At 71.6% G+C, this 24,344-nt stretch carries 17 protein-coding genes; 10 read left to right on the top strand and 7 right to left on the bottom strand.

The annotated features are described in order from the left end of the window. Window positions 1–196: 196 nt before the first annotated feature. A complete protein-coding gene (locus BLR05_RS21695; RefSeq protein ID WP_092838780.1) occupies window positions 197–1,162 on the bottom strand; it encodes a transglutaminase-like domain-containing protein in 966 nt (321 codons plus the stop codon). Window positions 1,163–1,418: 256 nt separating this feature from the next. Here BLR05_RS21695 and BLR05_RS21690 point away from each other — a divergent pair, with 256 nt between their 5' ends. Both BLR05_RS21690 and BLR05_RS21685 read left to right on the top strand, forming a co-directional pair. Next, window positions 1,419–3,560 (top strand): catalase, encoded by a 2,142-nt coding sequence (locus BLR05_RS21690; protein ID WP_092838777.1) that lies wholly within the window; start codon window positions 1,419–1,421, stop codon window positions 3,558–3,560. A gap of 89 nt (window positions 3,561–3,649) precedes the next feature. Continuing rightward, window positions 3,650–4,018 (top strand): response regulator, encoded by a 369-nt coding sequence (locus BLR05_RS21685; RefSeq protein WP_167361321.1) that lies wholly within the window; start codon window positions 3,650–3,652, stop codon window positions 4,016–4,018. Window positions 4,019–4,103: 85 nt separating this feature from the next. On the opposite strand, the gene BLR05_RS21680 is transcribed toward BLR05_RS21685, so the two are convergent. The 5 genes from BLR05_RS21680 to BLR05_RS21660 all read right to left on the bottom strand — a co-directional run bounded on the left by BLR05_RS21680 (window position 4,104) and on the right by BLR05_RS21660 (window position 11,202). Further along, complete coding sequence (locus BLR05_RS21680; RefSeq protein ID WP_092838771.1) at window positions 4,104–5,276, bottom strand: hybrid sensor histidine kinase/response regulator; 1,173 nt, start codon at window positions 5,274–5,276, stop codon at window positions 4,104–4,106. After that, window positions 5,273–5,884 (bottom strand): chemotaxis protein CheB, encoded by a 612-nt coding sequence (locus BLR05_RS21675; protein ID WP_092838769.1) that lies wholly within the window; start codon window positions 5,882–5,884, stop codon window positions 5,273–5,275. Before BLR05_RS21675 ends, BLR05_RS21680 begins: the two co-directional genes overlap by 4 nt. Then, the gene (locus tag BLR05_RS21670) at window positions 5,881–6,750 is read right to left on the bottom strand and encodes a CheR family methyltransferase (protein WP_377777272.1); all 870 of its coding nucleotides are present in this window, start codon (window positions 6,748–6,750) and stop codon (window positions 5,881–5,883) included. The genes BLR05_RS21675 and BLR05_RS21670 overlap by 4 nt, the downstream gene beginning before the upstream one ends. After that, window positions 6,735–10,226 carry a response regulator gene (locus BLR05_RS21665; protein WP_208606051.1) on the bottom strand — a complete coding sequence of 1,164 codons (3,492 nt, stop codon included), beginning with the start codon at window positions 10,224–10,226 and terminating at the stop codon, window positions 6,735–6,737. Before BLR05_RS21665 ends, BLR05_RS21670 begins: the two co-directional genes overlap by 16 nt. A 100-nt stretch (window positions 10,227–10,326) precedes the next feature. Continuing rightward, entirely contained in the window at window positions 10,327–11,202 is an 876-nt protein-coding gene (locus BLR05_RS21660) for a plasmid replication/partition related protein (RefSeq protein ID WP_092838760.1), read from the bottom strand. Window positions 11,203–11,314: 112 nt separating this feature from the next. Here BLR05_RS21660 and BLR05_RS21655 point away from each other — a divergent pair, with 112 nt between their 5' ends. The 8 genes from BLR05_RS21655 to BLR05_RS21620 all read left to right on the top strand — a co-directional run bounded on the left by BLR05_RS21655 (window position 11,315) and on the right by BLR05_RS21620 (window position 22,747). Next, the gene (locus tag BLR05_RS21655; protein WP_092838758.1) at window positions 11,315–13,009 is read left to right on the top strand and encodes a sensor domain-containing diguanylate cyclase; all 1,695 of its coding nucleotides are present in this window, start codon (window positions 11,315–11,317) and stop codon (window positions 13,007–13,009) included. A 91-nt stretch (window positions 13,010–13,100) separates the two neighbouring features. Then, the gene (locus BLR05_RS21650; protein WP_092838755.1) at window positions 13,101–13,502 is read left to right on the top strand and encodes a hypothetical protein; all 402 of its coding nucleotides are present in this window, start codon (window positions 13,101–13,103) and stop codon (window positions 13,500–13,502) included. A 145-nt stretch (window positions 13,503–13,647) separates the two neighbouring features. Then, window positions 13,648–15,816: a TonB-dependent siderophore receptor gene (locus BLR05_RS21645; protein ID WP_092838837.1), complete on the top strand. Its 2,169-nt coding sequence runs from the start codon at window positions 13,648–13,650 to the stop codon at window positions 15,814–15,816. A 14-nt stretch (window positions 15,817–15,830) separates the two neighbouring features. Beyond that, the gene (locus tag BLR05_RS21640; RefSeq protein ID WP_167361319.1) at window positions 15,831–17,423 is read left to right on the top strand and encodes an ABC transporter substrate-binding protein; all 1,593 of its coding nucleotides are present in this window, start codon (window positions 15,831–15,833) and stop codon (window positions 17,421–17,423) included. Continuing rightward, a complete protein-coding gene (locus BLR05_RS21635) occupies window positions 17,420–18,424 on the top strand; it encodes an ABC transporter permease (protein ID WP_092838831.1) in 1,005 nt (334 codons plus the stop codon). The genes BLR05_RS21640 and BLR05_RS21635 overlap by 4 nt, the downstream gene beginning before the upstream one ends. After that, window positions 18,421–19,287 carry an ABC transporter permease gene (locus BLR05_RS21630; protein ID WP_092838752.1) on the top strand — a complete coding sequence of 289 codons (867 nt, stop codon included), beginning with the start codon at window positions 18,421–18,423 and terminating at the stop codon, window positions 19,285–19,287. Before BLR05_RS21635 ends, BLR05_RS21630 begins: the two co-directional genes overlap by 4 nt. Continuing rightward, window positions 19,284–20,726, top strand: a complete 1,443-nt coding sequence (locus BLR05_RS21625; RefSeq protein ID WP_092838749.1) for an ABC transporter ATP-binding protein — start codon at window positions 19,284–19,286, stop codon at window positions 20,724–20,726. Before BLR05_RS21630 ends, BLR05_RS21625 begins: the two co-directional genes overlap by 4 nt. A 116-nt stretch (window positions 20,727–20,842) precedes the next feature. Beyond that, window positions 20,843–22,747, top strand: coding sequence for a RecQ family ATP-dependent DNA helicase (locus BLR05_RS21620; RefSeq protein ID WP_092838746.1), 1,905 nt, complete (start codon window positions 20,843–20,845; stop codon window positions 22,745–22,747). 94 nt (window positions 22,748–22,841) lie between these two features. Here BLR05_RS21620 and BLR05_RS21615 read toward each other — a convergent pair whose 3' ends face one another. Further along, window positions 22,842–24,317, bottom strand: coding sequence for an iron-containing redox enzyme family protein (locus BLR05_RS21615; protein ID WP_225978978.1), 1,476 nt, complete (start codon window positions 24,315–24,317; stop codon window positions 22,842–22,844). Window positions 24,318–24,344 lie beyond the last annotated feature (27 nt).

Genomic DNA, 24,344 nt, shown 5'->3' with positions numbered 1-24,344 from the left:
CGTGGCAGAGGGCGTGGAAGGCATCGGAGCGCTCGACGAAGGCGGGCGCGGCGCTGCTGCGCCCGGCCCTGCGGAAGGGATGCGTTGACCCCCTGCGCATTGAAATCGCACGGGCATCGCCAGCGGAGCCGGCATGCGAACCGGCAGGCGCATGCGCGAACCTGCGGCCCCGGCGGCACCCGCCGGGGGAAACGCTTCAGGCGCCGGCCGCCTGCAGTGCGGGCATGCGCCCCGAGCCCACGTGCCCCCTGCGGCCCTGGCTTGCCGGAGCACGCGGCGCGCCGTGGCCGCCCGGGAAATCGGTGGACAGCGCCAGCGAGGAATGATGGGGCAGCTCAAAGCCGCGGTCCGGGTCCTGCACCGCCCAGGCCCGGATCTTGGGGGCGGACGACTGCACGCTGCCGAAGATCGTGGCGAAGGCCACGTCGGCGGCATCGCGGCCGGTCGCCAGTCGCACCATGCCCATGGGGATGGCCGTGCCGGACGGATCGAACACGTACCAGCGGTCGCCGAGGAAGACCTCCACGTAGGCGTGGAAATCGGGCGGCCCCAGCGCAGGATCGGCGCCGTAGTCGGTGCCGGTCGCGATGCGGGCCGGGATGTTCAGCGCGCGGCACAGCGCGATCATGAGGTGCGCAAAATCGCGGCAGACCCCCACGCGCTCCACGAAGGTGTCGATGGCCGACGTGGTGGAGTTGGAAGTGTTGGAGCGGAAGGCGACGTGGCCGCGCACCCAGTCGCAGATGGCCTGCACGCGGCTGTAGCCCTGCCACAGGTGGCCGAATTCGCGCATGGCCAGCGTGACGAGGCGGTCGGACTGGCAGTAGCGGCTGGGCAGGATGTAGCCGACAGCCTCGGGTGGCAGGTCGCGCACCGGCACTTCGGGAATGCGCGCCGGATCGGCGGCATGGTGGTGCATGTCCACCGTGGCCGCGTAGGCGACGGTGAGCGGCCCTGGCGCGGCGTGCAGACGCATGCAGCGCGTGCCGGTGGCGGGATCGGTGTGCAGCCGCGGCACCGCGTCCGGCTGGCTGATCTCCATGCTTTCTTCCTGGACCTTTTGCCCCCCGGTGTGCGCAGCATGGATGTTGAAGACAAAGTCCGCGCCAGGACCGTCGCCAACGCTGTACTCCAATTCCACCTGGAGCTTGATTCGGATCATGTGTGTTCCCGGGCCAAAAGGAATATCGGAGCGCGCAAGGCACGGTGCATTCGGATCGATTGCGAAGCAGCCGGAAACCGTGGGCGCGTTCAGCCAAGTATCCGGATCCTGCGGCCTTCGGTGTGTCGGAGGAAGGCGCATCGCAGCGCCAGCGTCCCGCGGCCAAAGCGCGCTTGTCCTACAGCCTGCCCCATCGCGGCGGAAAAAGATGCCCTCTTCCGCGCACAGCGGCCCACATTCCCACAAGGAACGCCCCATGCCCAAGAACACATCCTCCCCGAGCGACTCCGCAGGCACGAAAGCGCCCCGCAAGGCGAAAGCCGCCTCCGCGGCGGCCACCGGCGACACCGCCCGCGGCCAGGGCGGGGAACTGCAGCAGCAGGCCGGCGGCGGCCACCCGGTGCTCACGACGCAGCAGGGCATCCCCGTCGCGGACAACCAGAACTCGCTGCGCCCCACGCCGCGCGGGCCCACCCTGCTCGAGGATTTCATCCTGCGCGAGAAGATCACGCATTTCGACCACGAGCGCATTCCCGAGCGCATCGTGCATGCACGCGGCAGCGCCGCGCACGGCGTGTTCGAGCTCACCGAAAGCCTGGAGAAGTACACCACCGCGCGCATCCTCACCGAAGTCGGCAGGCAAACGCCCGTGTTCTGCCGCTTCTCCACGGTGGCCGGCGGCGCGGGCTCGGTGGACACGCCGCGCGACGTGCGCGGCTTCGCCGTGAAGTTCTACACCGACGAAGGCAACTGGGACCTGGTCGGCAACAACATCCCCGTGTTCTTCATCCAGGACGCGATGAAGTTCCCCGACCTCGTGCACGCCGTGAAGATGGAGCCCGACCGCGCGTTCCCGCAGGCCGCGAGCGCGCACGACACGTTCTGGGATTTCATTTCGCTCATGCCCGAGAGCCTGCACATGATCATGTGGGCGATGAGCGACCGCACCATCCCGCGCAGCCTGCGCACGATCGAAGGCTTCGGCGTGCATTCCTTCCGCCTGCTGAACGCGCAGGGCGAGAGCACGTTCGTGAAGTTCCACTGGCGCCCTCGCCTGGGCCTCCAGTCCACCGTGTGGGACGAGGCGGTGAAGCTGCAGAGCGCCGACAACGATTTCCACCGGCGCGACCTGTTCGAGGCCATCCAGGCGGACGACTTTCCCGAATGGGACCTGGCCGTGCAGCTCTTCACCGAGGAAGAGGCCGCACGCTTCCCGTTCGACCACCTCGACCCGACCAAGCTGGTGCCCGAGGAACTGGTGCCCCTGAAGACCATCGGCCGCATGACGCTGAACCGCTGGCCCGACAACTTCTTCGCCGAAACCGAGCAGGTGGCCTTCTGCCCCGCCAACGTGCCGCCGGGCATCGACTTCTCCAACGATCCGCTGCTGCAGGGCCGCCTCTTCTCGTACCTGGACACGCAGCTGTCGCGGCTGGGCAGCCCGAACTTCGTGCAGATCCCGATCAACGCGCCGAAGTGCCCTTTCCACAACATGCAGCGCGACGGCCACATGCAGATGCAGGTGCCCAAGGGCCGCGTGGCCTATGAGCCGAGCAGCCTCCAGCAGGACACGCCGCGCGCCTCCGTGGCCCAGGGCTTCCGGCATTTCACCGAGCGCCTGGCCGATGACGACGGCGCCAAGGGCCGCCTGCGCCCGGAAAGCTTCGCGGACCACTACAGCCAGGCGCGCATGTTCTACCGCAGCCAGAGCGCCATCGAGCAGGCGCACATGGCCTCGGCGCTGGTGTTCGAGCTGTCGAAGGTGGAGACCGAGCGCGTGCGCATCGCCGTCGTCGCCCAACTGCTGAACGTGGACGAGGGCCTGGCCCAGCGCGTCGCGGACGGCCTCGGCCTGCCCGAACTGCCGGCGCCCTTCCCGGCCGCGGCGCCCGCGCAGGACCTGCCGCTGTCGCCCGCGCTGCGCATCATCGACCGCATGAAGCCCACGCTGCAGGGCCGCTGCATCGGCATCCTGGTGGCTGACGGATCGGCACCGGAGCCGATCGCCGCGCTGCGCAAGGCCGCCGAGAAGGCCGGCGCGCAGGTGAAGATCGTGGCACCCAAGGTCGGCGGCGCCGTGCTGTCCGACGGGTCGCGGCTGCCGGCCGACGGCCAGCTCGCGGGCACGCCGTCGGTGGTGTTCGATGCGGTGGCCTCGGTACTGGCTCCCAAGGCCGGCGCACAGCTCGCCCGCGAGGCCGCGGCGGTGGACTGGTTCCGCGACGCCTTCGGCCACCTGAAGGCGATCGCCGCCTGCAAGGGCTCCCAGCCCATCCTGGCGGCCGCCGGCATCGAGCCGGACGCCGGCGTGCTGGCCCCCGACGACGTTTCCGCCTTCATCAAGGCGGCCGCGACCCGCCAATGGGAGCGCGAGCCCAAGGTGCGGATGCTGGCATGATCCAGTCCCCCGCGCCGGCTCCCGCCACCGACTCCCTCCGACCTTCCACCCCCGAACCCTTCCCAGGGACAGACCACTCCATGACTCCCCTGCGTATCCTGTACGTGGAAGACAACGCCGAACTCCGCGAAACCATCGGCATGCTGCTGGAAGGCGACGACCGCGAGGTCGTTTCCTGCGCCACGGCGGAGGAAGCCCTGAAGCTGGACGGGCCGCAGCCCTTCGACATCGTGGTGACCGACGTGAGCCTGCCGGGCATGTCCGGCACGGACCTCTGCCGCAAGCTGCTGCAGGTCGATTCCCAGCGCTGGATCGTGCTGTGCTCAGGCTACCAGTTCGGCCACGGGCTGGACACCCTCGGCCCGAACGTGCGGGCGCTGCTCAAGCCGTTCGAGCTGGAAGACCTGGAAGCACTGATGGAGTCGATCCGCAGTGCGCTGCGACCCGGCACGGCCTGAGTCAAGGCCTGCGGCTGGGCGCGCGGCACGCAGCCATCGCCAGAGCCGCTGCCAGGTACGCGCCCGGCGGCACTCCCTGCCCCCTTCAGTCCTGTCCAGACAATGTGCAGGGCGGCGCCTCGCGCGGCAGCTCGACTCGGAACACGGTGCGCCCCTCGTGCGAGCACACGCTGATCGTGCCCCGGTGCCCCTCCACGATCTGGTGGACGATGTAGAGACCCAGCCCCAGCCCCTGGTGGCGGCCGGGCTCGCGCTCTCGCCCGCGGAAAGGATCGAAGAGCTGCGGGATCAGCGCCTGGGGAATCTCCCCGCCGTTGCGGACCGTCATCACGACGCTGTGCGCCGCACTGCCGTCCAGCGCGGCCTGGACGGGCTGCTGCGGGTCGCCGTGGTGGATGGCATTGCCCAGCAGGTTGGACACGACCTGGCACAGCCGCTCGGCATCCCACTCGCCGCCGAGGTCGCCCTCCTGCACCACCTCGATCACGCGCTCGGGATGGCTGGTGCGCCACTCGGCGGCCGTGCGCTGCACGAGCTCGCCCAGGTCGGCCGGCGCCGCCCGCACCGGCAGTCCGCCGAACTGGCGCACGCGCGTCACGTCCAGCAGGTCCTCGATCATGCGGCCCATGCGCTGCGCGCTGGTCTGCACCTTGTCGGCCATCGCCAGCACCTTGTCGGGCTCCTGCGTCTTGCGCAGCACGGCGGCGCTGGCGAGGATGGCGCTCAGCGGGCCGCGCAGGTCGTGGCTGAGCACGGCCATGAACATCTCGCTGAGCTTCAGCGCTTGGGTGCGGTCCTGCAGCTCGCAGGCCAGCGCCACCTTCTGCCGGTGCAGCTCGAAGAACACGTTGGCCTTGTTGACCAGCATGTGCGGGTCGATGGGCTTGTAGAGGAAATCGACGGCGCCATTCTCGTAGCCCTTGAACTGCCAGTTCTGGTCGCGCGAGCCCGCGGTCATGAAGATGAGGGGAATGTGGCGGGTGCGCTCGCTGCCCCGGATGAGCTCGGCCAGTTCGAAGCCGTTCATCTCGGGCATCTGCACGTCGAGCATCGCCAGCGCCACGTCGGTGTGGGCCAGCAGCAGCTCCAGCGCCTCGGGGCCCGAGGCCGCCTTCAGGATGTGCACGTCGTCGCGGCGCAGCAGCGCCTCGAGCGCGATCAGGTTCTCCGGCACGTCGTCCACCAGCAGGCACTTCACCGGAACGGCGTGGCGCTGTGGCACGGGCGCGGCGGGGGGCATGCGCGGCGGCGCGATCATGCGCGGCTCCCCGGTGGCAGCGCGGCCAGCCAGTCGGCGATGCGCTGCGGCGAAAGGACGTGGGCGGGCGTACACAGCTGCAGCGCCGCCTCGGGCATGGAAGTCATGGGAGCGCTTTCGGGATCTTGCACGATGGTCGTGCCGCCCGCGGCCTGCACGGCCGCGATGCCCTGGGCACCGTCGTGGTTGGCGCCGGAGAGCAGGATGGCCAGCAGCCGCCCGGCATAGGCGTCCGCGGCGGTCTCGAAAAGAACGTCGATCGACGGACGCGAGAAATGCACGGGCTCATCGACGGAGAGGGCCAGCGACGGCCCCGCGTCGATGAGCAGGTGGTAGTCGGGCGGCGCGAAATAGACGGTGCCTGCTTCCACCGGCTCCTTGTCCTGTGCCTCGCGCAGCGTCAGCGCGCTGCGCGGCTGGAAGATCTCGCACAGCAGGCTGCGCCGGTCGCGGGGCAGGTGCAGTGCCACGAACACGGCCATGCGCTGCGCCGGGCCCAGGGCCGGCAACAGCACGGACAGCGCCTCGATGCTGCCGGCGGAGCCGCCGATGACGATGGCCTCGAACGGCCGGGCGGGCACCTGCGGGGCGACGGTGGGACGGATCATGCGCCCCCCCGCTTCTGGTAGATGCGCTCGGGAGCGACCAGCTCGTCGAAGGACTGCGCGTGCGACGAAAAGCGCAGCGACTCCTTGGAACCCAGGCCCAGGAAGCCCTTGCGGCAGAGCGCTTCGCTGAAGAGGCCCAGTGCCCGGTCCTGCAGTTCGCGGTCGAAGTAGATGAGCACGTTGCGGCAGGAGACCAGCTGCACCTCGGCGAACACGCTGTCGGTCGCCAGGCTGTGGTCGGAGAACACGATGTGCCGGCGCAGGCTCTTGTCGAACACCACGCGGCCGTAGGCGGCCGTGTAGTGCTCCGACAGCGATCCCTTGCCGCCGGACCGGGCATGGTTTTCGGTGAACGAGGGCACGCGGTCGATCGCGTACACGCCGGCCTCGGCCTTCTGCAGGGCATTGGCGTTGATGTCGGTGGCGTAGATCAGCGTGCGCTCCAGCAGCCCCTCCTCGCGCAGCAGGATGGCGAGCGAGTACACCTCTTCCCCCGTGCTGCAGCCGGCCACCCAGATCTTGAGCGAGGGGTAGGTGCGCAGCACCGGCACCACCGTCTCGCGCAGCGCACGGAAATAGGTGGGATCGCGGAACATCTCGCTCACCTGGACGGTGAGGTATTCGAGCATGGCCGGGAACACTTCCGGGTCGTGCAGCACCAGGTCCTGCAGCTGCGAGAGCGTGCGGCAGGAAAAACGCGTGAGCGCCGACTGCAGGCGGCGCTTGAGCGATGCCTGCGCGTAGCCGCGGAAGTCGTAGTGGTAGCGGCGGTAGATGGCCTCCACGAGCAGGTGCTGCTCGATATCGAAGGTCTTGCGCCGCAGCGCCGCCCGGGCTTCGTCTTCGGGGTTCACTTGGGCATCCACACGCGCACCAGGGAGAGCAGTTTCTCGACGTCCAGCGGCTTGGCGATGTAGTCGTTGGCGCCGGCCGCGAGGCATTTCTCCTGGTCGTCCTTCATGGCCTTGGCCGTGAGGGCGATGATGGGAAGGCGCCGCCACTCCTGGCGCTTGCGGATCTCGCGCATGGCGGTGAAGCCGTCCATCTCGGGCATCATGATGTCCATGAGCACCAGGTCCACCTGGGGCGCATCGCCGGACTGGGAGCGCTCCAGGGCCTCCAGCGCCTCCCGGCCGTTGCGCGCGATCTGCACCTTCGCGCCGGTCGGCTCGAGCACGCTGGAGAGCGCGAAGATGTTGCGCACGTCGTCCTCCACCACCAGGATGCTGCGGCCCTCGAAGGTCGCTTCGCGGTCGCGCGCCAGCCGCAGCATCTGCTGCCGCTCCGCAGGCAGGCTGGACTCCACCTGGTGCAGGAACAGGGTGACCTCGTCGAGCAGGCGCTCGGGCGAGCGCGCATCCTTGATGATGATGGACTTGGAAAAGCGCCGCAGCCGCTGCTCCTCGTCGCGCGAGAGCGACCGGCCGGTATAGACGATCACCGGCGGGAAGGCGACCTCCTCCTGCCCGGCCATCTGCTCGAGCAGCTCGTAGCCGCTCAGGTCCGGCAGGTTCAGGTCCATGACCATGCAGTCGAAGGTGCTCTCGCGCAGCAGTTGCAGCGCGCGCTGCGCGGTTTCCGCGCCGACGATCTCCACGTCGCCGTTGGCCAGCAGGTGGCGCATGCTTTCGCGCTGGCGGTCGTCGTCCTCCACCACCAGCACGCGGCGCAGCGCCTGGGTGAACTTGGCTTCCATGCGCTGCAGCGCCTGCACGAGCTCGTCGCGCTTGACGGGCTTGAGCGCGTAGCCCATGGCGCCCAGGCCCAGGGCCTCCTGCGAATAGTCGGCCACCGACACGACGTGCACCGGAATGTGCCGGGTCGCGGGATTGCGCTTGAGCTGGTCGAGCACGCCCAGCCCGGAGAAATCGGGCAGGTTCATGTCCAGCACCACGGCGCTGGGCATGTAGTCGCCGGCGGCCGCGAGGCCTTCGCCGCCGCTGTGCGTGACGATGCACTGGAAGCCCATCTCGTGGGCCAGGTCGTAGAGGATGCGCGCGAAGCGCGTGTCGTCCTCCACCACCAGGATGGTGCGCTTGCCGGCCTGCAGCGCGTCGCGGTCGTCGGCCACCGCCGATGCCGGCCGCCGCGGCGGGGCCGGCATGGGGGCGAGGGCCGGCTGCTCGGCCACCTCCGCCGCCAGGGCGGAGGCCGGCGTGGCGCTGGCCGTGGCCACCGCGCGCTGCGGCGCGGGGGCCGGGGCCTGGAAGGCGGCCTGGTTGATGGCCTGGGGACCTTCGGGGGCCTGCAGCGGCAGCACCAGCGTGAACACGCTGCCCTGGCCGGACGTGCTCTGCACCGAGATGCTGCCGCCCAGCAGCTGGGCAAGGTCGCGCGAGATCGACAGCCCCAGCCCCGTTCCACCGTACTTGCGGTGGGTGCTGCCATCGGCCTGGCGGAACGCCTCGAAGATCAGCTTCTGCTGGTGGTCGGGAATGCCGATGCCCGTGTCGCGCACCGAGAACGCCATCCGGCCGTCGGGCCGGGCCGCCACGCGCAGCGCGACCTCGCCTCGCTCGGTGAACTTGATCGCATTGGAGAGCAGGTTCTTCAGGATCTGGCCCAGTCGCTGGGCATCGGTGCGCAGCACGTCCGGAACGCCGGGCTCGACGACCGCGCTGAACGCCAGGTTCTTCTCGCGGGCCAACGGCCGCAGGGGCTCCACGATGGACTGCACGGCGCGCGCCACGTTCACGGCCTCGATCTCCACCGTGGCCTGGCCGGCCTCGATCTTGGCGAGGTCGAGGATGTCGTTGATGAGCGTGAGCAGGTCGTTGCCGGCGCCGTGGATGGTCTCGGCGTAGCGCACCTGCTCCTCGGTGAGGTTGCCACCCTTGTTGTCGGCCAGCAGCTTGGCCAGAATCAGGCTGGAGTTGAGCGGCGTGCGCAGCTCGTGGCTCATGTTGGCGAGGAATTCGCTCTTGTACTGGCTCGCCTGCTCCAGGTCGCGGGCCTTGTCGGAGAGCGCGTCCTGCGCGCGCAGCAGCTGCTGCTTCTGGTATTCCAGCTGCTGGGTCTGCTCCTCCAGCTGGGCGTTGCTCTGCTCGAGCTCGGTCTGCTGGGCCTCCATCTGCGCCTGCGACTCCTGCAGGACGCGACTCTGCTGCTCCAGCTCCTCGTTGCTCACGCGCAGCTCTTCCTGCTGGGCCTGCAGCTCTTCCGCCTGGCGCTGCGTCTCGTCCAGCAGCGTCTCGAGCTGCGATCGGTCGATGGCCGAGCGCACGGCGACGGCGAGCTGCTCGGAGGCGCGCGACAGCATGTCCATGTCGATGGGCTGCACGGGCCGGAAGAAGCCCAGTTCGATGACGGCCTGCACCACGCCGTTGTGCACGGCCGGCAGCACCACGAGTTCCGCGGGAGTGCTGTGCCCCACGCCGGACTGCACCTCCAGGTGCGCCGCGGGCACGTGCCGGGCATGCATCGGCTGCAGCGACTGGGCGACCTGGCCCACCAGGCCCTCGCCCGCGGCGATGCGCTCGGGGCCGGTGCCGGAGAGCGCATACGCACCGAAGCGGCGGAAGGCGCCGTGCCCGTCCGAGACATAGGCTGCGCCCACGCGCGCGCCCAGCCGGCGCGCCAGGTAGGCCAGCACGCGCGGGCCGAGCTCGTCCAGCCGCAGGTCGCCACGGATCTCGTCGGACAGGCCCATCAGGCCGCTGCGCACCCAGGCCTCGCGGGCCTTGGCACGATGGTCCGCGGCCGTCATGCCGGCCACGCCGAGGATGAACACCAGCAGCAGCAGCGAGCTGCCCCAGGTAAAGTACGCAGCGAAGCGCGCCGAGTCTTCCCACATCGCGCGGCGCTCTTCCAGCTCTTCGCGCTCGGCGGTGATCATCTCGCGCACCAGCGAGCGGATGGCGTCCATGGTGGCGCGGCCGCGGTCCGTGCGCACCACGGCCAGCGCCGCCTCCGCCTGGCCGGACAGGCGCAGCTGGATGGTCTCGTGCAGCTCGGACATCTTCTGGCGCGCGAGCGGGGCGAGCTGCTCGTAGCGGCGCAGCTGCCGTGGCGAATCGCCCACCAGTCCGCGCAGCCGCTCCAGTTCGGTCGTGAGCGAGGCTTCCGCGGTCTCGTAGGGACCGAGGTAGCGGAGTTCGCCGGCCAGCAGGTAGCCGCGCTGTCCGGTTTCGGCGTCCTTCAGGATCGACAGCACGTACTGGATCTGCACGATCGACTCGACGGCCGCGTTGATGCGCCGCACCGACTCGCCGCGGTCCTGCTGGGACTGGTAGGTGAAGACGGCGATGACGGTGGTGGCCAGCGCCGCCAGCACGAAGCCCACCAGCATCCGGAGCGGCATGCTGTGGCGGATTTTTTCGTTTGGAATGGGTTGGGAGGGCATGGCGGTGCAGGACGGGAAGCCCTGGATCATAGGGCGAGGGCACCGTAGCGCACGTAGGCCATATCCTGCAAAAGAAGGAGCAGCCGTCCCGCGTGGCGCCTTACGTTCCTGCCCTGGCCCGCAGCCGGGCCACCTCCTGGCGCAGGGCCTCGTTCTCGGCTTCCAGCCCGGCCACGCGGCGGCGCAGTGCCTCGATGTCGTCGTGCGCCGGGGACGAGGCCTGGGCAGCCTCGCCCTCACCGGCATCCGCCCCGGGTGCCGATCCATCCTGCGGAATGTGCGCACGGGGCTTGCGGCGTGCGTCGCGCGCGCGCTTCGCGGCATGGCGCAGCTCATCCTTGCCGGCCACCGCCGCGGCGCGCTGCTCTTCTTCCGGCAGGGTGGCCACGGCCGCCGCGGTGTTGATGGAGATGGCGCCCGAGCGCACGGCGGCCACCAGTTCGGGCGCCGCCTGCTTCTGGATCTTTTCGATCATCACGACCTGGCTGCTGCTCAGCCGTGCCGCGCGGGCGATGGCCTCGCGGCTCTTCAGCGGCACGGCCGCAACGGTGTCCTGCGGCGCCGCGACCGCGGCATCGGCCGGCCCGTCCCACGGCGCGGAGCCGTCCGCGGGCCCTGCGGCCTCGGAGGCCTGGGGGGCGGTGGCCGCCACGCGCTGCGCCAGGATCTCCCGCTTGCGCAGCGCCAGCACGCCGCGCTGAAAGTCCGAGACGCTGCGCCGGCCCAGGTGCTGGTCGATCATCCAGAGATGCACGTCCTCCATGGAGCGGAAGTGCGGATGCTGGACGGTGTTGAACGGCAGACCGTGCTTCTGGCAGATGCCATAGCGGTTGTGGCCATCCACGAGCACGTCGCCCCAGAGCACGAGCGCATCGCGGCAGCCTTCGGCGAGCAGGCTGCGCTCCAGGGCGGCATGCTCCTCGGGGGTGAGCGGGTCGATGTAGGCCTTGAGTTCTTCGTTGACGATGATGGGCATGGGGTGGGTTCGCGCGGGCCGAAAAGGGGCGGCATTGTAGTGAATGCGCGTCTTCCGGAAATTCCGCACGGCCGCCGCCGGCCCCCCCTGCCGGGCGGACCGACAATGCGCCATGCTTCCGATCGCCCTGCCCATCCGCCCCCCCAGCCTGCGGGGACAACTCACCCTCTGGTTCGGGGCGCTGACGCTCGCGAGCGTGCTGAGCGTGGGCCTCTACCTGGGCAGCATCGCCATGAAGGATCTCGTGCGCTTCGCGGGGGACCTGCTGCACACCACGGCCCGCTCCGCCACCGACCTGCTCGCCACCAACCTGCGCGAGCGCGCGCTCGAGATCGACCTGCTGCGCAAGCTGCCGCTGTTCACCCAGGGTGACCTGGGCGGCGACGCCATGCGCCGCGCGCTCGACCAGCGCAAGGACGCGCACAGCGAATACGCCTGGATCGGCGTCACTTCCCCTGAAGGCCAGGTGCTCCAGGCCACGGGCGGCATCCTCGTCGGAGAGAAGGTGGACCAGCGCCCCTGGTTCCGCGAGGCCCGCACCCATGTCTTCGTGGGCGACGTGCACGACGCCGTGCTGCTGGCCAAGCGCCTGCCGGAACGGCGCCTGGACCAGCCGCTGCGCTTCATCGACTTCGCCGCGCCCATCGTCGATGCCGACGGCACGCTGCGCGGCGTGATCGGCGCGCACGCGCATTGGTACTGGGTGACCGAGACGGTGGAAGCGGTGGCCGTGGACCGCGCGGCGGGGCGCGGTATCGAAGTCCTCATCGCCGACCGGTCGGGCAACGTGCTCTACCCCTTCCGGCTCGCAGGACAGACCCGGCTGCCGGACCAGGCCGTCCCGTCCGCGCGCTACGAGCGCCTGCAATGGGCCGACGGCACGGAATACCTGAGCAGCACGGTGGCTCTGCCGCCCGTGGCGGGCGCGGACCTCGGCTGGCGCATCGTCGTGCGCCAGCCCGCGGACGAGGCTCTGGCGCCGGCCCGCGCCCTGCGCCGGCAGCTCGCGCTGCTGGGGCTGGGCGCCGCCCTGCTGTGCGGTCTGGTGGCCTACCGGCTCGCGACCCGGTTCAGCCGTCCGCTGGAACTGCTGGCGCGCGCGGCGCGCGCCATCGAGCGCCGGGAAGGGGAGCCCCGCTATCCCGATGGCGCGGACACCCGCGAGGTCGCGCAGCTCAACCGTTCCTTCCAGTCCATGACGGCCTCGCTGCTGGAGCGGGAGCAGGAGCTGTCGCGCCTCAACACCTCGCTGGAGAACCAGGTCCGCGAACGCACGCTCGCCCTGCACCAGGCCAACCAGGAGCTCGAGAACCTGGCGGTGCGCGATCCGCTCACCGGGCTCTACAACCGCCGCCGATTCGACGAGGCGCTGCAGGCGCATGTGGCGCGGTGCCGCGAGCTCGGCCAGCGGTTCGCGCTGATGATCGTGGATGCGGACCACTTCAAGCGCGTCAACGACACGCACGGCCACCAGACGGGCGACTCCGTGCTGCGGCAACTGGCGGGCATCATCACCGGCTGCATGCGCTCCACGGACTTCGTCGCCCGGTTCGGGGGCGAGGAATTCGTCGTGCTGATGCCCGAGCCCCGAGACCGCGAGGAAGGCCGGCTCGTGGCGGAGAAGATCCGTCTCGCCGTGGGCCATGCGCCCTTCCCCGGCGTGGGCCACATCACGGTGAGCATCGGCCTGGCTTTCTGCCACGGCGGCGGCGAGCCGCTGGCATCGATTCTGGAGCGGGCCGACAAGGCCCTCTACCAAGCCAAGCAGGACGGCCGCGACCGGGTCTGCGTCGCGGCCCCCGCCTGACACGGCCGGGTCCGAACGGGCACCGGCCCGGCGGCCGAGCCATGCCATACAGTCCGGCTCGCGGCTATCATTCCGCGCTCCGGAACCCCCCATGCGACCGCACCGCTTCACACCCTTCCTGCTGCTGGCTCTGTGGCTGAATGCCTGCCTGGGCTGGTCCTGGCATGAGGCGGCACACCTGCGGCAGGCCCTGCAGGCCGCCGCGCCTGCCGCGGTGGCAGCGGCGAAAGACGGCCCATCCGCCTCCATCCAATCGGAAGCGCCGTCCGAAGAAGGCACGGCGCAGCCCCACGGGGCATGCACCGCCTGCCTGGCCTTCGCCCACCTGCAGGCCACCGCACCGCAGCCGGCGCAGCAGCCCTGGCCTGAAGGACCAGGCGCCACCGCCACCGAGGCAGCGCGTGGACGCCGCCGCACCGTGCAGCCCTTCCTGGCGCGCGGCCCCCCCGCAGGCACGGCCATCGCGGCCGCGCCTGCCGCAGAAGCAGCCTGAGTGCGGGGCGGCATTGTCCCGCCGGCTTCTTCTTTCTGCTTACTGCCCCAGGACCGCGGTTCCACGCCCACGCGGATGCCCGATGCCGCGCGGCGCCCCGGCGCGCCAGCATGGGCTGCGGTCCACTTTTTGCACCATCGATTCCATGACCCTTTTCCGTCATCCCTCTTTCAATGCCCTGCCCCTCGCAGTGGCGGCCGCGGCCCTCCTGGGCGGAGGCGCGCGCGCGCAATCCGGCCCCGCCCCGGCCCCTTCCGGCGATGCCCAGCTCTCCACCGTCGATGTCGTCGGCCGCACCGACTCCGGCACCTACCAGGCCCAGGAGGCCGCGGGCGCCAAGACCGACCTGCCGCTGCGCGAGCTGCCCCAGTCGGTGCGCGTCATCACCCGGCAGGCCATCGACGATCTGGGGGCCACGCGCCTGGACGACGTGCTCGACTACGTGGGCGGTGTCTCGCGCCAGAACAATTTCGGCGGCCTCTGGGACAACGTCGCCATCCGAGGCCTGCCTGGCAACGAGAACACCGGCTCGGCCACCCTGCTCAACGGCTTTTCCGGCAACCGGGGCTTCAATGCGCCGCGCGACATGGCGGGCGTGGAGCGCATCGAATTCCTGAAGGGCCCCGCCGCCGCGCTCTACGGCAGCAGCGAGCCCGGCGGCACCCTCAACATCGTTACCAAGCGGCCGCAATGGAAGCCCGCCAACGCGGTGGAAGCCTATGCGGGCAGCCACGCCTACCGCCGCGCGGCGCTCGACAGCACCGGCCCGCTGGGCGAGAACCTGGCCTACCGGCTCAACGTGGCGGTGGAAGACCGGGACAGCTTCCGCGACTTCGTCAGCGCGCAGCGCCAGGTGGTGGCCCCGGCCTTCACCTGGAAGCTCGGCGGCGGCACGGTACTGGACTACAGCGGCGAATACCTGCGGCACCGCGCACCGCTGGACCGGGGCGTGGTGGCCGTCGGCAACCGGCTCGGCGACGTGCCGCGCAGCCGCTTCCTGGGCGAGCCGGGCGACGGCGACGTGACGGTGCAGAACACCACCCACCAGCTGTCGCTGCTGCACGAATGGAACGCGCAGTGGCGCAGCCGCTTCGCGCTCTCCTACCGCACCACGGGGCTGGACGGGTTCTCCACCGAGGCCTCGGCGCTGCTGGCCGACGGCACGCTGCGGCGCCAGCGCCGATACCGCGATTTCTCTTCCGACGACACGTCCCTGCAGGGCGAGCTGATCGGCAACCTGCAGTGGGGCGGCACGCCCCACGAACTGCTGCTGGGCGTGGAGACCTACCGCTACACGCTGGACGCGCGCATGCTGCGCATCAACCCCACGGCTGCTGCGCCCTACGCGATCGACATCTTCCGCCCGGTGTACGGCCAGCCCCGGCCCACGCCCGGCCCGAACACCGATTTCACCGAACGCCAGCGCAACACGGCGCTCTACGTGCAGGACGCGATCCAGCTGGCGCCGCAGTGGCGCGTGCTGGCCGGCGCGCGCTTCGACCGCTACCGGCAGACCTACGACAACCACCGCACCGGCACTGCCGACGGGCAGGACCCGACGGCCGTCTCCCCGCGCGTGGGCGTGAGCTGGCTGCCGGATGCGCAGTGGACGGTGTATGCCAACGCAGGCACCTCCTTCCGCCCGAACAGCGGCTTCACGTCCGCCGTGGGCCGGGGCGGCCTGGCGCTGGAGCCGGAGAAGGGCCGGGCGCTGGAAGTCGGCGTGAAATGGGAGAGCGCGGACCAGCGCCTGGGCGCCACGGCCGCATTCTTCGACATCACGAAGCGCAACATGCTCACCACCGATCCGGTGGACAGCAGCTTCCAGGTGACGGCGGGCAAGGTGCGCAGCCGCGGCCTGGAGTTCGACCTGGCCGGGCAGCTCGATACGCACTGGCGCCTGAACGCGAGCCTGGTGCTGAACGACGTGGACGTGGTGCGCGACAACCTGCTCGAGGTCGGCGGCCGCCTCATCAACGTGCCGCGCGTGAACGGCAGCCTGCTGGCGGTGTACGAGGATGCGCTCGCCAGCGGCCAGCGCTACGGCGTGGGCGGCGGCGTCACGCACGTGGGCAAGCGGCTGGGCGCAGCCCGCACGCAGTCCGAGGCCCAGGCCGGTACGCCCGCGTTCGAGCTGCCCGCCTACACCACGGCGAAAATCGTCGCGTACTGGCGCCTCACACCCACCGTGCGGCTCACGCTGGACGTGGACAACGTGTTCGACAAGACCTACTACGCCACGTCGGTGAGCAGGCTCTGGGTGACACCCGGCAGCGGCCGCACCGTGGCGGTGGGCCTGCAGGCCCGGTTCTGAGGCCGACATACCCCATGCACCCTTCCCTGGAACATCCTCCGCCATCCTGCGCCACGCGCCGCGGCGCCCTGCGGGCGCTGGCGGCCGGCGCCGCGGGCGCCATGGCGCCGGCCCTGCGCGCCCGGGCCGCCGGCGAGCCCCCGCGCCTGCAGATCGTCGGGCCCTGGGAGATCGCCGGGCTGGCCCCTGCGGTCAGCGGCTATGTGTTCACGCGCCTGCAGATCGCCGAGACGCTGGTGGACGCCGACGACGACGGAACCCTGCTGCCCGGCCTGGCCGAACGGTTCGGCGCATCGGCCGACGGCCTCGCCTGGCGCTTCGTTCTGCGCCAGGGCGCGCGCTTCCACGACGGCACGCCGGTGCGCGCCGAGGCCGTGGTCCGCTGCCTGGAGGCCGCGCGCAGGCCGCCGTCCCTGCTGAGCGGCGCCCCGATCCAGGCCGTCGAGGCCGAGGGCGAGTCCACCGTGCGCGTGCGCCTGTCCACACCACATGCCGCCCTGCCCGCGCTGCTGGCGCACAGCAGCACGCTGGTGCTCGCGCCCGCCAGCTACGGCCCGGACGGCGCGGTGCGGTCCATCGTCGGCAGCGGGCCCTACCGCATCACCGCGCTCGCTGCGCCCCAGCGCGTGGAGGCCGAAGCGTTCGACGGCCACGGCGGCCCGCGCCCCGCCATCGACCGCGTGGCCTACCTCTCCGCCGGGCGCGCCGAGACACGGGCCCTCATGGCCGAGGCCGGGCAGACCGACCTGGCCTACGGGCTCGATCCGGCCAGCACCGTGCGACTGCGCCGCCGCGCCGGAGCAGGCGGCGAGGTCCGGGTGGAATCGGTGACGCTCCCGCGCTCGGTGTCGATCAAGGTCAACGCCGGGCTGCCGGCCCTGCGCGATGCGCGCGTGCGCCGGGCACTGAGCCTGTGCATCGACCGCGCCGGCATCGCCCGCGCGCTGCTGCGCGACCCCGGCCTCGCGGCCACGCAGCTCTTTCCGCCCACGCTGCGGGCCTGGCACGCGCAGGGGCTGGAGCCGCTCGCCTGCGATCCCCAGGCCGCGGCGCGGCTGCTGGCCGAAGCGGGCTGGCGGCGCGGTGCGGACGGCCTGCGGGACGCGCAGGGGCAGCCGCTGCGGCTCGCGCTGCGCACCTTCCCCGACCGGCCCGAGCTGCCGCTCATCGCCACGGCATTGCAGGCCCAGTGGCGCGAAGCCGGCATCGCCGTGCGGGTGGACGTGGGCAACTCGGGCGACATCCCGCTCGGCCACCGCGACGGCAGCCTGCAGCTCGCGCTGATCGCCCGCAACTACGCCACCACGCCCGATCCCACCAGCACGCTGGCGCAGGATTTCGGCCCTCGCGGCGGGGACTGGGGTGCCATGGGATGGTCCGACGCGCGCGTCGCCGGTGCCCTGGCCGCGCTGCAGGCCGGCGGCATCCCGGACGACCGCGCCGCGGCGCTGCGCCGACAGGTGGTGCGGACGCTGCAGGCCGAGCTGCCCGTGATCCCGGTCGCGTGGTACCGGCAGACGGTGGCCGTCAGCCGCCGCCTCGGCCCCGTGCGGCTGGACCCACTGGAGCGCTCCTACCGGCTCACCGCGATGGAGTGGCGCGCATGACCACCGGACCGTCTCCCGTGACCTCTTCTTCCACCTCGCCTTCCGCCGAACGCATCTGGGCCGGCATGCTGCTGCGCCGCGCACTGCAGGCCGTGGCGCTCGCGCTCATCGTCGGCACGCTGTGCTTCGCGATGGCCCGCACGCTGCCCGGCGACATGGCCACGCGCATCGCCGCAGGCCGCTACGGCTACGACCTGGTATCGAACGCCGCGGCAGCGGCCGTGCGCGGCGAACTGGGCCTGGACCGGCCGGTCTGGCAGGCGCTGCTGGCCTGGTGGGGCGACATCGCCCGGCTGGACCTGGGCACGTCCTACGTCAGCGGCGACCCCGTGTGGCGCGAGGTCACCCACCCGCTGGCCGCCACGGTCGAGCTGTCGCTCGCGGCCCTGCTCATCGGCATGGCACTGGGGCTGCCGGCCGGCATCTGGTCGGGCCTGCACCCGGGCGGCCGCACCGACCACGCCGTGGCCGCGATGGCGGTGCTGCTGCGGGCCATGCCACCGTTCCTGCTCGCCGTGCTGCTGATGCTGGCGATGGCCGTGCACCTGGGCATGCTTCCGGTGGCGGGCGACGACCATGCGTCCAGCCTGCTGCTGCCCGCGCTGACGCTGGGCCTGGGGCTCGCGGCAGGGCTGGCGCGGGTCGCCGGCGCCGCCCTGCGGCAGGCCGCGGCGTCGCCATCGCTGGCATTCGCCCGCTCCAAGGGCCTCACCGACGGGCAGGCGCTGTGGCGCCACGGGCTGCCACAGGCCGCGCTGCCGGTCGTGGCCTACCTGGGCGTGCAGGGCGTTTTCCTGGTGGAGGGGGCGGTGGTCGTGGAAACGCTCTTCGCCTGGCCCGGCATCGGACATGCGCTGGTGCATGCCGTCTTCGGGCGCGACGTACCAATGATCCAGGGTTCCGCACTGTGCATGGGCCTGCTGTTCGTGCTGTTCAACCTGCTGGTGGACGGCGCCTGCCTGGCGATCGATCCCCGGCGCTCCCCCGAGGCCCGTGCATGACCGCCGTGCCGCCGCCACCATCCTCCGCGACCCCACCCGGGACCTTCGACCCCGCAGCGCAAGCCAGGGTGCGGGCCCCGTCCGGCACGCGCCGCCGCTGGGGATTGCTGATCCTCGGCCTGCTCGCGGCCTTCGCAGCGCTCGGCCCCGCACTGTTGGGCATCGATCCCGCGCGGCAGTCGCTCGCGGACAGCCTCCTGCCGCCCGGCAGCGCGCACTGGCTGGGCACGGACCTGTTCGGCCGCAGCACGGTGGCCCGGCTCGCCCATGCTGCGCAGCTATCGCTGGGGCTTTCGCTGGCGGCATCGGCGAGCGCGGCCCTTGCGGGCGTACTGCTGGGCGTGGCGGCCAGCTGGAGCGGCGGCGCGGCCGAGCGCTGGCTCGTGCTGCTCGCCGACGCCGTGCTGGCGGTGCCCGGCCTGCTGCTGGTGCTGCTCTTCGCCACGCTCGCGCCGGGGCAGCACTGGGCGCTCTACCTGGGACTGTCACTCTCGCTGTGGGTGGAGTATTTCCGCGTCAGCCGCGCCGCGAGCCGGCCGGTGCTGGCCAGCGACGCGGTGCAGGCCTCCCGGCTGCTCGGCTTCGGGCCGGCATACCTGCTGCGCCGCCACGTGCTGCCGGCGCTCGCGCCCGTGCTCGGCACGCTGCTGCCTTTCACCGCCGCCCAGGCCGTGCTGGCGCTCGCGGCGCTGGGCTTCATCGGCGTGGGCATCCAGCCGCCGACCGCCGAGCTGGGCCTGATGATGACCGAGGCGCTGCCGCATTACGAGGAAGCGCCCTGGCTGATCGCGGCCCCCGTGGGCCTGCTGGTCTGGCTGGTACTGGGCATGGCGCTCGTCGCGCGCCCGGGAGAGCCGGCATGAGCGCGGCAGCCGCACTCCTGCAGGTGGCCGACATCGGCGTGCATGCGGGGCGGCTTGCGTTGCTGCAGGGCGTCTCGTTCACGCTGCATCCCGGAGAGGCGCTGTGCCTCGTCGGCGAAAGCGGCGCGGGCAAGTCGCTGCTGGCGCAGGCCGTCATGGGCCAGTTGCCGCCCTCCCTGCGCGCCAGCGGAAGCGTCGCCATCGCAGGCCGCGCCAGCCGGGCCGCCGACGGGACCGCCCGCCGGCCCCTCTGGGGCCGCACGCTCGCGCTGCTGCCCCAGGAGCCCGCACAGGCGCTCAGCCCGATCATGCCCGTCGCACCGCAGCTGGCGGAAGTGCATGCGCGGGTACGGGGCCTGGCGCCCGGCCGTGCCCGGGCGGTGGCCGATGCGCAACTGCAGGCCGCCGGCCTGGGCGCCGCGGCCCGGCAGCATGCGTGGCAGCTGTCGGGAGGCATGGCGCAGCGCGCGGCTGCGGCGATCGCGCTCGCCGGCGGCGCGCGCATCCTGCTGGCCGACGAGCCCACCAAGGGCCTGGACGCCGCGTGGCGCCGGCACGCCATCGAAGGCCTGCAGGCCCTGCTGCAGGAGGGCGGATGTGCGGTGGTCATCACGCACGACCTGGACCTGGCCCGCCAGCTGGACGGCGCGGTGATGGTGCTCCAGGGCGGCCGGGCCGTAGAGAGCGGCCGCGCCCGGAACGTGCTGGCCGCGCCAGGGCATGCGTTCACCCGCCAGTTGCTGGATGCGGACCCGTCCGCGTGGCCACGCCCCGAGGCGCCCCGCGGGGGCGATACGGTGCTGCAGGCCACGGGCCTGTGCAAGGGGTTCGGGGCCCGCCCGCTGTTCCGCGGCGTGGACCTGGAATTGCGCCGCGGCGAGCGCACGGTGGTCCAGGGCGACAGCGGATCGGGCAAGAGCACGCTGGGCAACGTGCTGCTGGGCCTCGTGCGCGCGGATTCGGGCCGCGTGCGGCGCGCGCCATCGCTCGCACCCACCGCCCTGCAGAAGCTCTACCAGGATCCCGCGGGCGCCTTCGCGCCGCAGTTGGCCCTGGGCACCGCCCTGCACGACGTGGTCCGCCGCCACGCGCAACCGTGGGCAGCGCTGGAGGAGCACCTGCAGCGCCTGGGGCTGGACCCTGCGCTGCTGCTGCGGCGCCCCGGCGAGGTGTCGGGCGGCGAGCTGCAGCGCATCGCGCTCGCACGCGCGCTGCTGGCCCGGCCCGCGCTGCTCTTCGCAGACGAGCCCACCTCGCGCCTCGATCCTCTCACGCAGCGCCACACCCTGGCGCTGCTTACCGGGGCGATGCAGGAGACGGGCGCGATCCTGCTGCTGGTCACCCACGACGACGCGCTCGCGCAGGCCATCGGCACCCGCGTCCTGCGGCTGCAGGGCGGCGCCCTGTCCCCGCAGGCGCCAGCGCACGCTCCCGGATGACACGGGCGGTAAGCGGCGTCCCACGCACGGCGCTGCACCCGGGCCCGAGCATAGACGCGTGCCGGAACGCCATCGTGGCGTCCGGTGCCCGGCCCTGCAATGATCGGATCGCCTCCATGCCCTCCACCACCCAGGCCGCCGCTTCGCGGCCTCCCAGCCAGGCCCGCATCCAGGCGGCCCTGAAGCAATCCTTCGGCCTGCGCGCCCTGCGCGCGGGCCAGCGCGACGTGATCGCCCGCGTGCTGCGCGGCGAGAACACGCTGGCCATCATGCCCACGGGTGCCGGCAAGTCGCTGTGCTACCAGCTGCCGGCTCTGCTGATCGCGGGCCGCACGGTGGTGGTGTCGCCGCTCATCGCACTCATGCGTGACCAGTGCGAGGCGCTGCGCGAGCGCGGCGTGCCGGCGGTGCAACTGCACAGCGCGCTGAACGCCGAGGAAGCGCACGCCGCGGAGGCCGCCGTCGCGGACGGCAGCGCGCGTATCATCCTCACCACGCCGGAACGGCTGGCCGACGCGGAGTTCCAGGCACTGCTGGAAGCCGGCGGCGCCGTCGGCCTGCTGGCGGTGGACGAGGCGCACTGCATTTCCCAGTGGGGCCACGACTTCCGCCCCGCCTTCCTGGACATCGCGCACGCCCTGCCCCGCATGGGCCGGCCCCCGGTGCTGGCCCTCACCGCCACCGCAGCCGGGCCCGTGGCGCAGGACATCCGCCGCCAGCTGGGCATTCCGGCATCCGGCGTGGTGGACACCGGCACCTTCCGGCCCAACCTGCACTACCGCGCCGAGCAGCTGGCCAGCGAGGCGGAAAAACGCGACCGCCTGCTGCGCATCGTGAAGGGCACCGAAGGGTCAGGCATCGTCTATGCCGCCACGGTGAAGGCGGCCGAGGCGGTGCATGCCTTGCTCGCCGGGGCGGGCGAATCCGCCGGCCTCTACCACGGACGCATGCCTGCCGCGGAGCGCGGCGAGGCGCAGGACCGCTTCATGGCGGGCGACCTGCGAGTGATGGTGGCCACCAACGCTTTCGGCCTGGGCATCGACAAGCAGGACGTGCGCTTCGTGGTGCACTACCAGATGCCCGGCGGGCTGGACGCTTACTACCAGGAATCCGGCCGGGCCGGGCGGGACGGGCAGCCGGCCGAATGCACGCTGCTGTTCCTGCGCAAGGACAAGGCCGTGCAGCAGTTCTTCCTGGCGGGCCGCTACCCGACGCCCGACGACCTGAACGCGCTCTACGCCGCGCTGCAGTCGCCCCCGCCCGGCGCGCACGAGGGCTGGACGCCGGACCTGCTGCAGCAATCCCTCGACCGGCCGCGCCCCAAGCTGCAGGTGGCACTGGGCCTGCTGCGGCGGCGGCGCATCGTCACGCAGAAGGCCGACGGCCGCCTGGCGCTGCGCCGCGCGGGCATGGACAACAATGCACTGATCGCCCTGCTCGAGGACTACGCCCAGAAACGCACTCAGGACCAGGACGGCCTCGAACGCATGGTGTTCTACGCGCAGACCGGCAGTTGCCGCTGGGACGTGCTGCTGGACTATTTCGGCCATGCGCGCGACACGCAGCGCTGCGGCACCTGCGACAACTGCCGTCGAATCGCCGCGCTCGACGCGCAACAGGCCATCGCGAATGCCGCGGCGTCGTCCGCGTCGCCCGCCGCCGTGCCGTCCACCCGCTCGCCGGCCGTGGCGGCTGCGGCCCGTAAAAAGCTGTCGGCCAAGCCATCGGCAGCGGCCGACATCGTCGTTCCGCCTCCAGGCGCTGCCGTGCTGGCGGTGCTGGCCGCAGCCCCCCCCCGCACCGTGTTCGAGCTCGGCATGCCGGTGCGCGTGAAACGCTACGGAGAAGGCACGGTGAGCGCGATCGCATCGGAATCGATCACCGTGGCCTTCCCGGACGGCAGCGAGCGCTGCTTTCATCCGGAGTACGTGCGCAGGGCGCGCCGGCGCCGGCCCGCAGCCAACGATGCCGAGGTGGCGGCAGCGATGGTCGAGCCTGCCTTGGCACTGCGCAGCGCCTGAGCGGCAGGAGCGGCCAGAAGCCAAGCCGCCACGCGGGAGCGTGGCGGCTTTCTCGTATCGGTCTCCTGGACTGCAGCGGTCCGGGGCCATGGAGTCAGGGGTGCGATGCCACGAAGCGGCGTGTGGCGTACAGGCCCACCGGTGTCCAGTGCTCAGACGGCGACATCGCCGCCACCAGGGCCTCGAACTGCGCATCGGCGTCCAGCGTGCCAAGGTGTTCCTTGAAGGCCACCAGGTCGGGGTCCAGCACGTCGGCAGACCCCGCGGCGCCGGCGTCGCTGCGGCGCGCACGCTGCAGCGCGCGGAACGTCGGGCGGCGCCGCGTTTCGTTGGCCGATGCCGGTTCGAAGAACGCCTGGCCGTCGGCACTCGCCTCGTCGCCCCGGATCCAGTCGTGGATCACCTGCAGTTCGTAGGGCGAGAACACGCCGAACATTTCCGAGCGCGGCCCCTGCAGCAGGCCCCAGAAGCGGCTTTCAGCCACCGGGCGGCCGGGTTGGATCCAGTTCGCCTGCACCAGCGCCTCCAGGAAGGCATCCATGCCCTCGGGCGCCGACAGCCAGTCGTTCACGCTGCGGCCAGCCACCTTGCAGTAGTCCGAATGCATACCCTGGCCGGCACCGCACTTGGCCTGGAAGATGCGCACCACTTCGGCTCGGATGTCGAAGTCCGCGATCACACGGGTGGTGCCCAGGCCCACGTCGCCCAGGCGTGCGCCGTCGCGCACGCGCTGCCAGAAGGCCTGCGTGTCGCCATGGCGCGGCAGCAGCGCCAGAACGGCATCGCAGGCCTGGCGGGCATGCCCCGTGTCGGCGTTGTCCACCGTCACGTGCAGTGTGAAGTAGTACGGATCGATGCCCAGTTCGTTGAGCTCGTACGAGGTGATCAGCAGGTGCAGCGGCAACTGTTCGTAGCCCAGGTTGAAGCCGATGACTTCGGGCAGGAACTCATCCGCGTTCCAGGCGAGCGCGAGTTGCACCGCACCCTGCTCGTAGAGCGCATCGGGCAGAGCCGGGCCCTGCGAGAGGCCATAGCGCGACAGCAGCTGGCGGTAGAGCAGCACGTGGTTCTTGTCGGGTGCGCCATCGCCCAGCTCTTCCAGGTAGGTGCGCACCAGCTCCTCCATGCGCGGGTTGCGCGCATGGCGCAGCACGCCGTAGAGCCAGCTGCCGTCCACCAGCTTGGTCGGTGCCACGGCCCGCAGGAAGTGCAGCGCGTGGGCGCGGTTGCGAAAGTACCGCCGGCCTTCGCCCGCACGCCGCGCGGCGAGATATTCGCCGTACTGCGCCGATACGGCAGCATGGCTCGCGGCCATCCAGTCGTGCAGGTCTTCCGGGCGCTCCGGCAGCGTGGCCGGCGGCAGGTCCGCACGGGCCTGCGTCTCGCGCAGCAGCGCAGCGCCCTGGCGCCGCGCCTCGGCCGTGGGCGCCGCCTGGTGCAGCGCGGTATGCAGCTGCTGGTAGCGTCCTTCCGGCGCGCGCACGCGCGCATGCGCGGGCGTTCGTCGGGGAGCGGGACGGCCTGCGACGGCGGCGTCGGAAGCGGGGGCGGTCAGCGTGGAGGTTCTCATGATGGGGTACCGGTGGCGTATGGCTCC

Origin of the sequence: Paracidovorax cattleyae (genome assembly GCF_900104515.1) — a bacterium.
GTDB lineage: Bacteria > Pseudomonadota > Gammaproteobacteria > Burkholderiales > Burkholderiaceae_C > Paracidovorax > Paracidovorax cattleyae.
Note: the sequence above shows the minus strand (reverse complement) of the source record. Positions and strands in the feature narration are given on the sequence as shown.

Excerpts from the sequence above, each read along its gene's own strand:
- BLR05_RS21695 (WP_092838780.1), bottom strand. The coding sequence starts at position 1,162 with ATGATCCGAATCAAGCTCCAGGTGGAATTGGAGTACAGCGTTGGCGAC.
- BLR05_RS21690 (WP_092838777.1), top strand. The coding sequence starts at position 1,419 with ATGCCCAAGAACACATCCTCCCCGAGCGACTCCGCAGGCACGAAAGCG.
- BLR05_RS21680 (WP_092838771.1), bottom strand. The coding sequence starts at position 5,276 with ATGATCGCGCCGCCGCGCATGCCCCCCGCCGCGCCCGTGCCACAGCGC.
- BLR05_RS21675 (WP_092838769.1), bottom strand. The coding sequence starts at position 5,884 with ATGATCCGTCCCACCGTCGCCCCGCAGGTGCCCGCCCGGCCGTTCGAG.
- BLR05_RS21665 (WP_208606051.1), bottom strand. The coding sequence starts at position 10,226 with ATGCCCTCCCAACCCATTCCAAACGAAAAAATCCGCCACAGCATGCCG.
- BLR05_RS21660 (WP_092838760.1), bottom strand. The coding sequence starts at position 11,202 with ATGCCCATCATCGTCAACGAAGAACTCAAGGCCTACATCGACCCGCTC.
- BLR05_RS21655 (WP_092838758.1), top strand. The coding sequence starts at position 11,315 with ATGCTTCCGATCGCCCTGCCCATCCGCCCCCCCAGCCTGCGGGGACAA.
- BLR05_RS21650 (WP_092838755.1), top strand. The coding sequence starts at position 13,101 with ATGCGACCGCACCGCTTCACACCCTTCCTGCTGCTGGCTCTGTGGCTG.
- BLR05_RS21645 (WP_092838837.1), top strand. The coding sequence starts at position 13,648 with ATGACCCTTTTCCGTCATCCCTCTTTCAATGCCCTGCCCCTCGCAGTG.
- BLR05_RS21640 (WP_167361319.1), top strand. The coding sequence starts at position 15,831 with ATGCACCCTTCCCTGGAACATCCTCCGCCATCCTGCGCCACGCGCCGC.
- BLR05_RS21635 (WP_092838831.1), top strand. The coding sequence starts at position 17,420 with ATGACCACCGGACCGTCTCCCGTGACCTCTTCTTCCACCTCGCCTTCC.
- BLR05_RS21630 (WP_092838752.1), top strand. The coding sequence starts at position 18,421 with ATGACCGCCGTGCCGCCGCCACCATCCTCCGCGACCCCACCCGGGACC.
- BLR05_RS21625 (WP_092838749.1), top strand. The coding sequence starts at position 19,284 with ATGAGCGCGGCAGCCGCACTCCTGCAGGTGGCCGACATCGGCGTGCAT.
- BLR05_RS21620 (WP_092838746.1), top strand. The coding sequence starts at position 20,843 with ATGCCCTCCACCACCCAGGCCGCCGCTTCGCGGCCTCCCAGCCAGGCC.
- BLR05_RS21615 (WP_225978978.1), bottom strand. The coding sequence starts at position 24,317 with ATGAGAACCTCCACGCTGACCGCCCCCGCTTCCGACGCCGCCGTCGCA.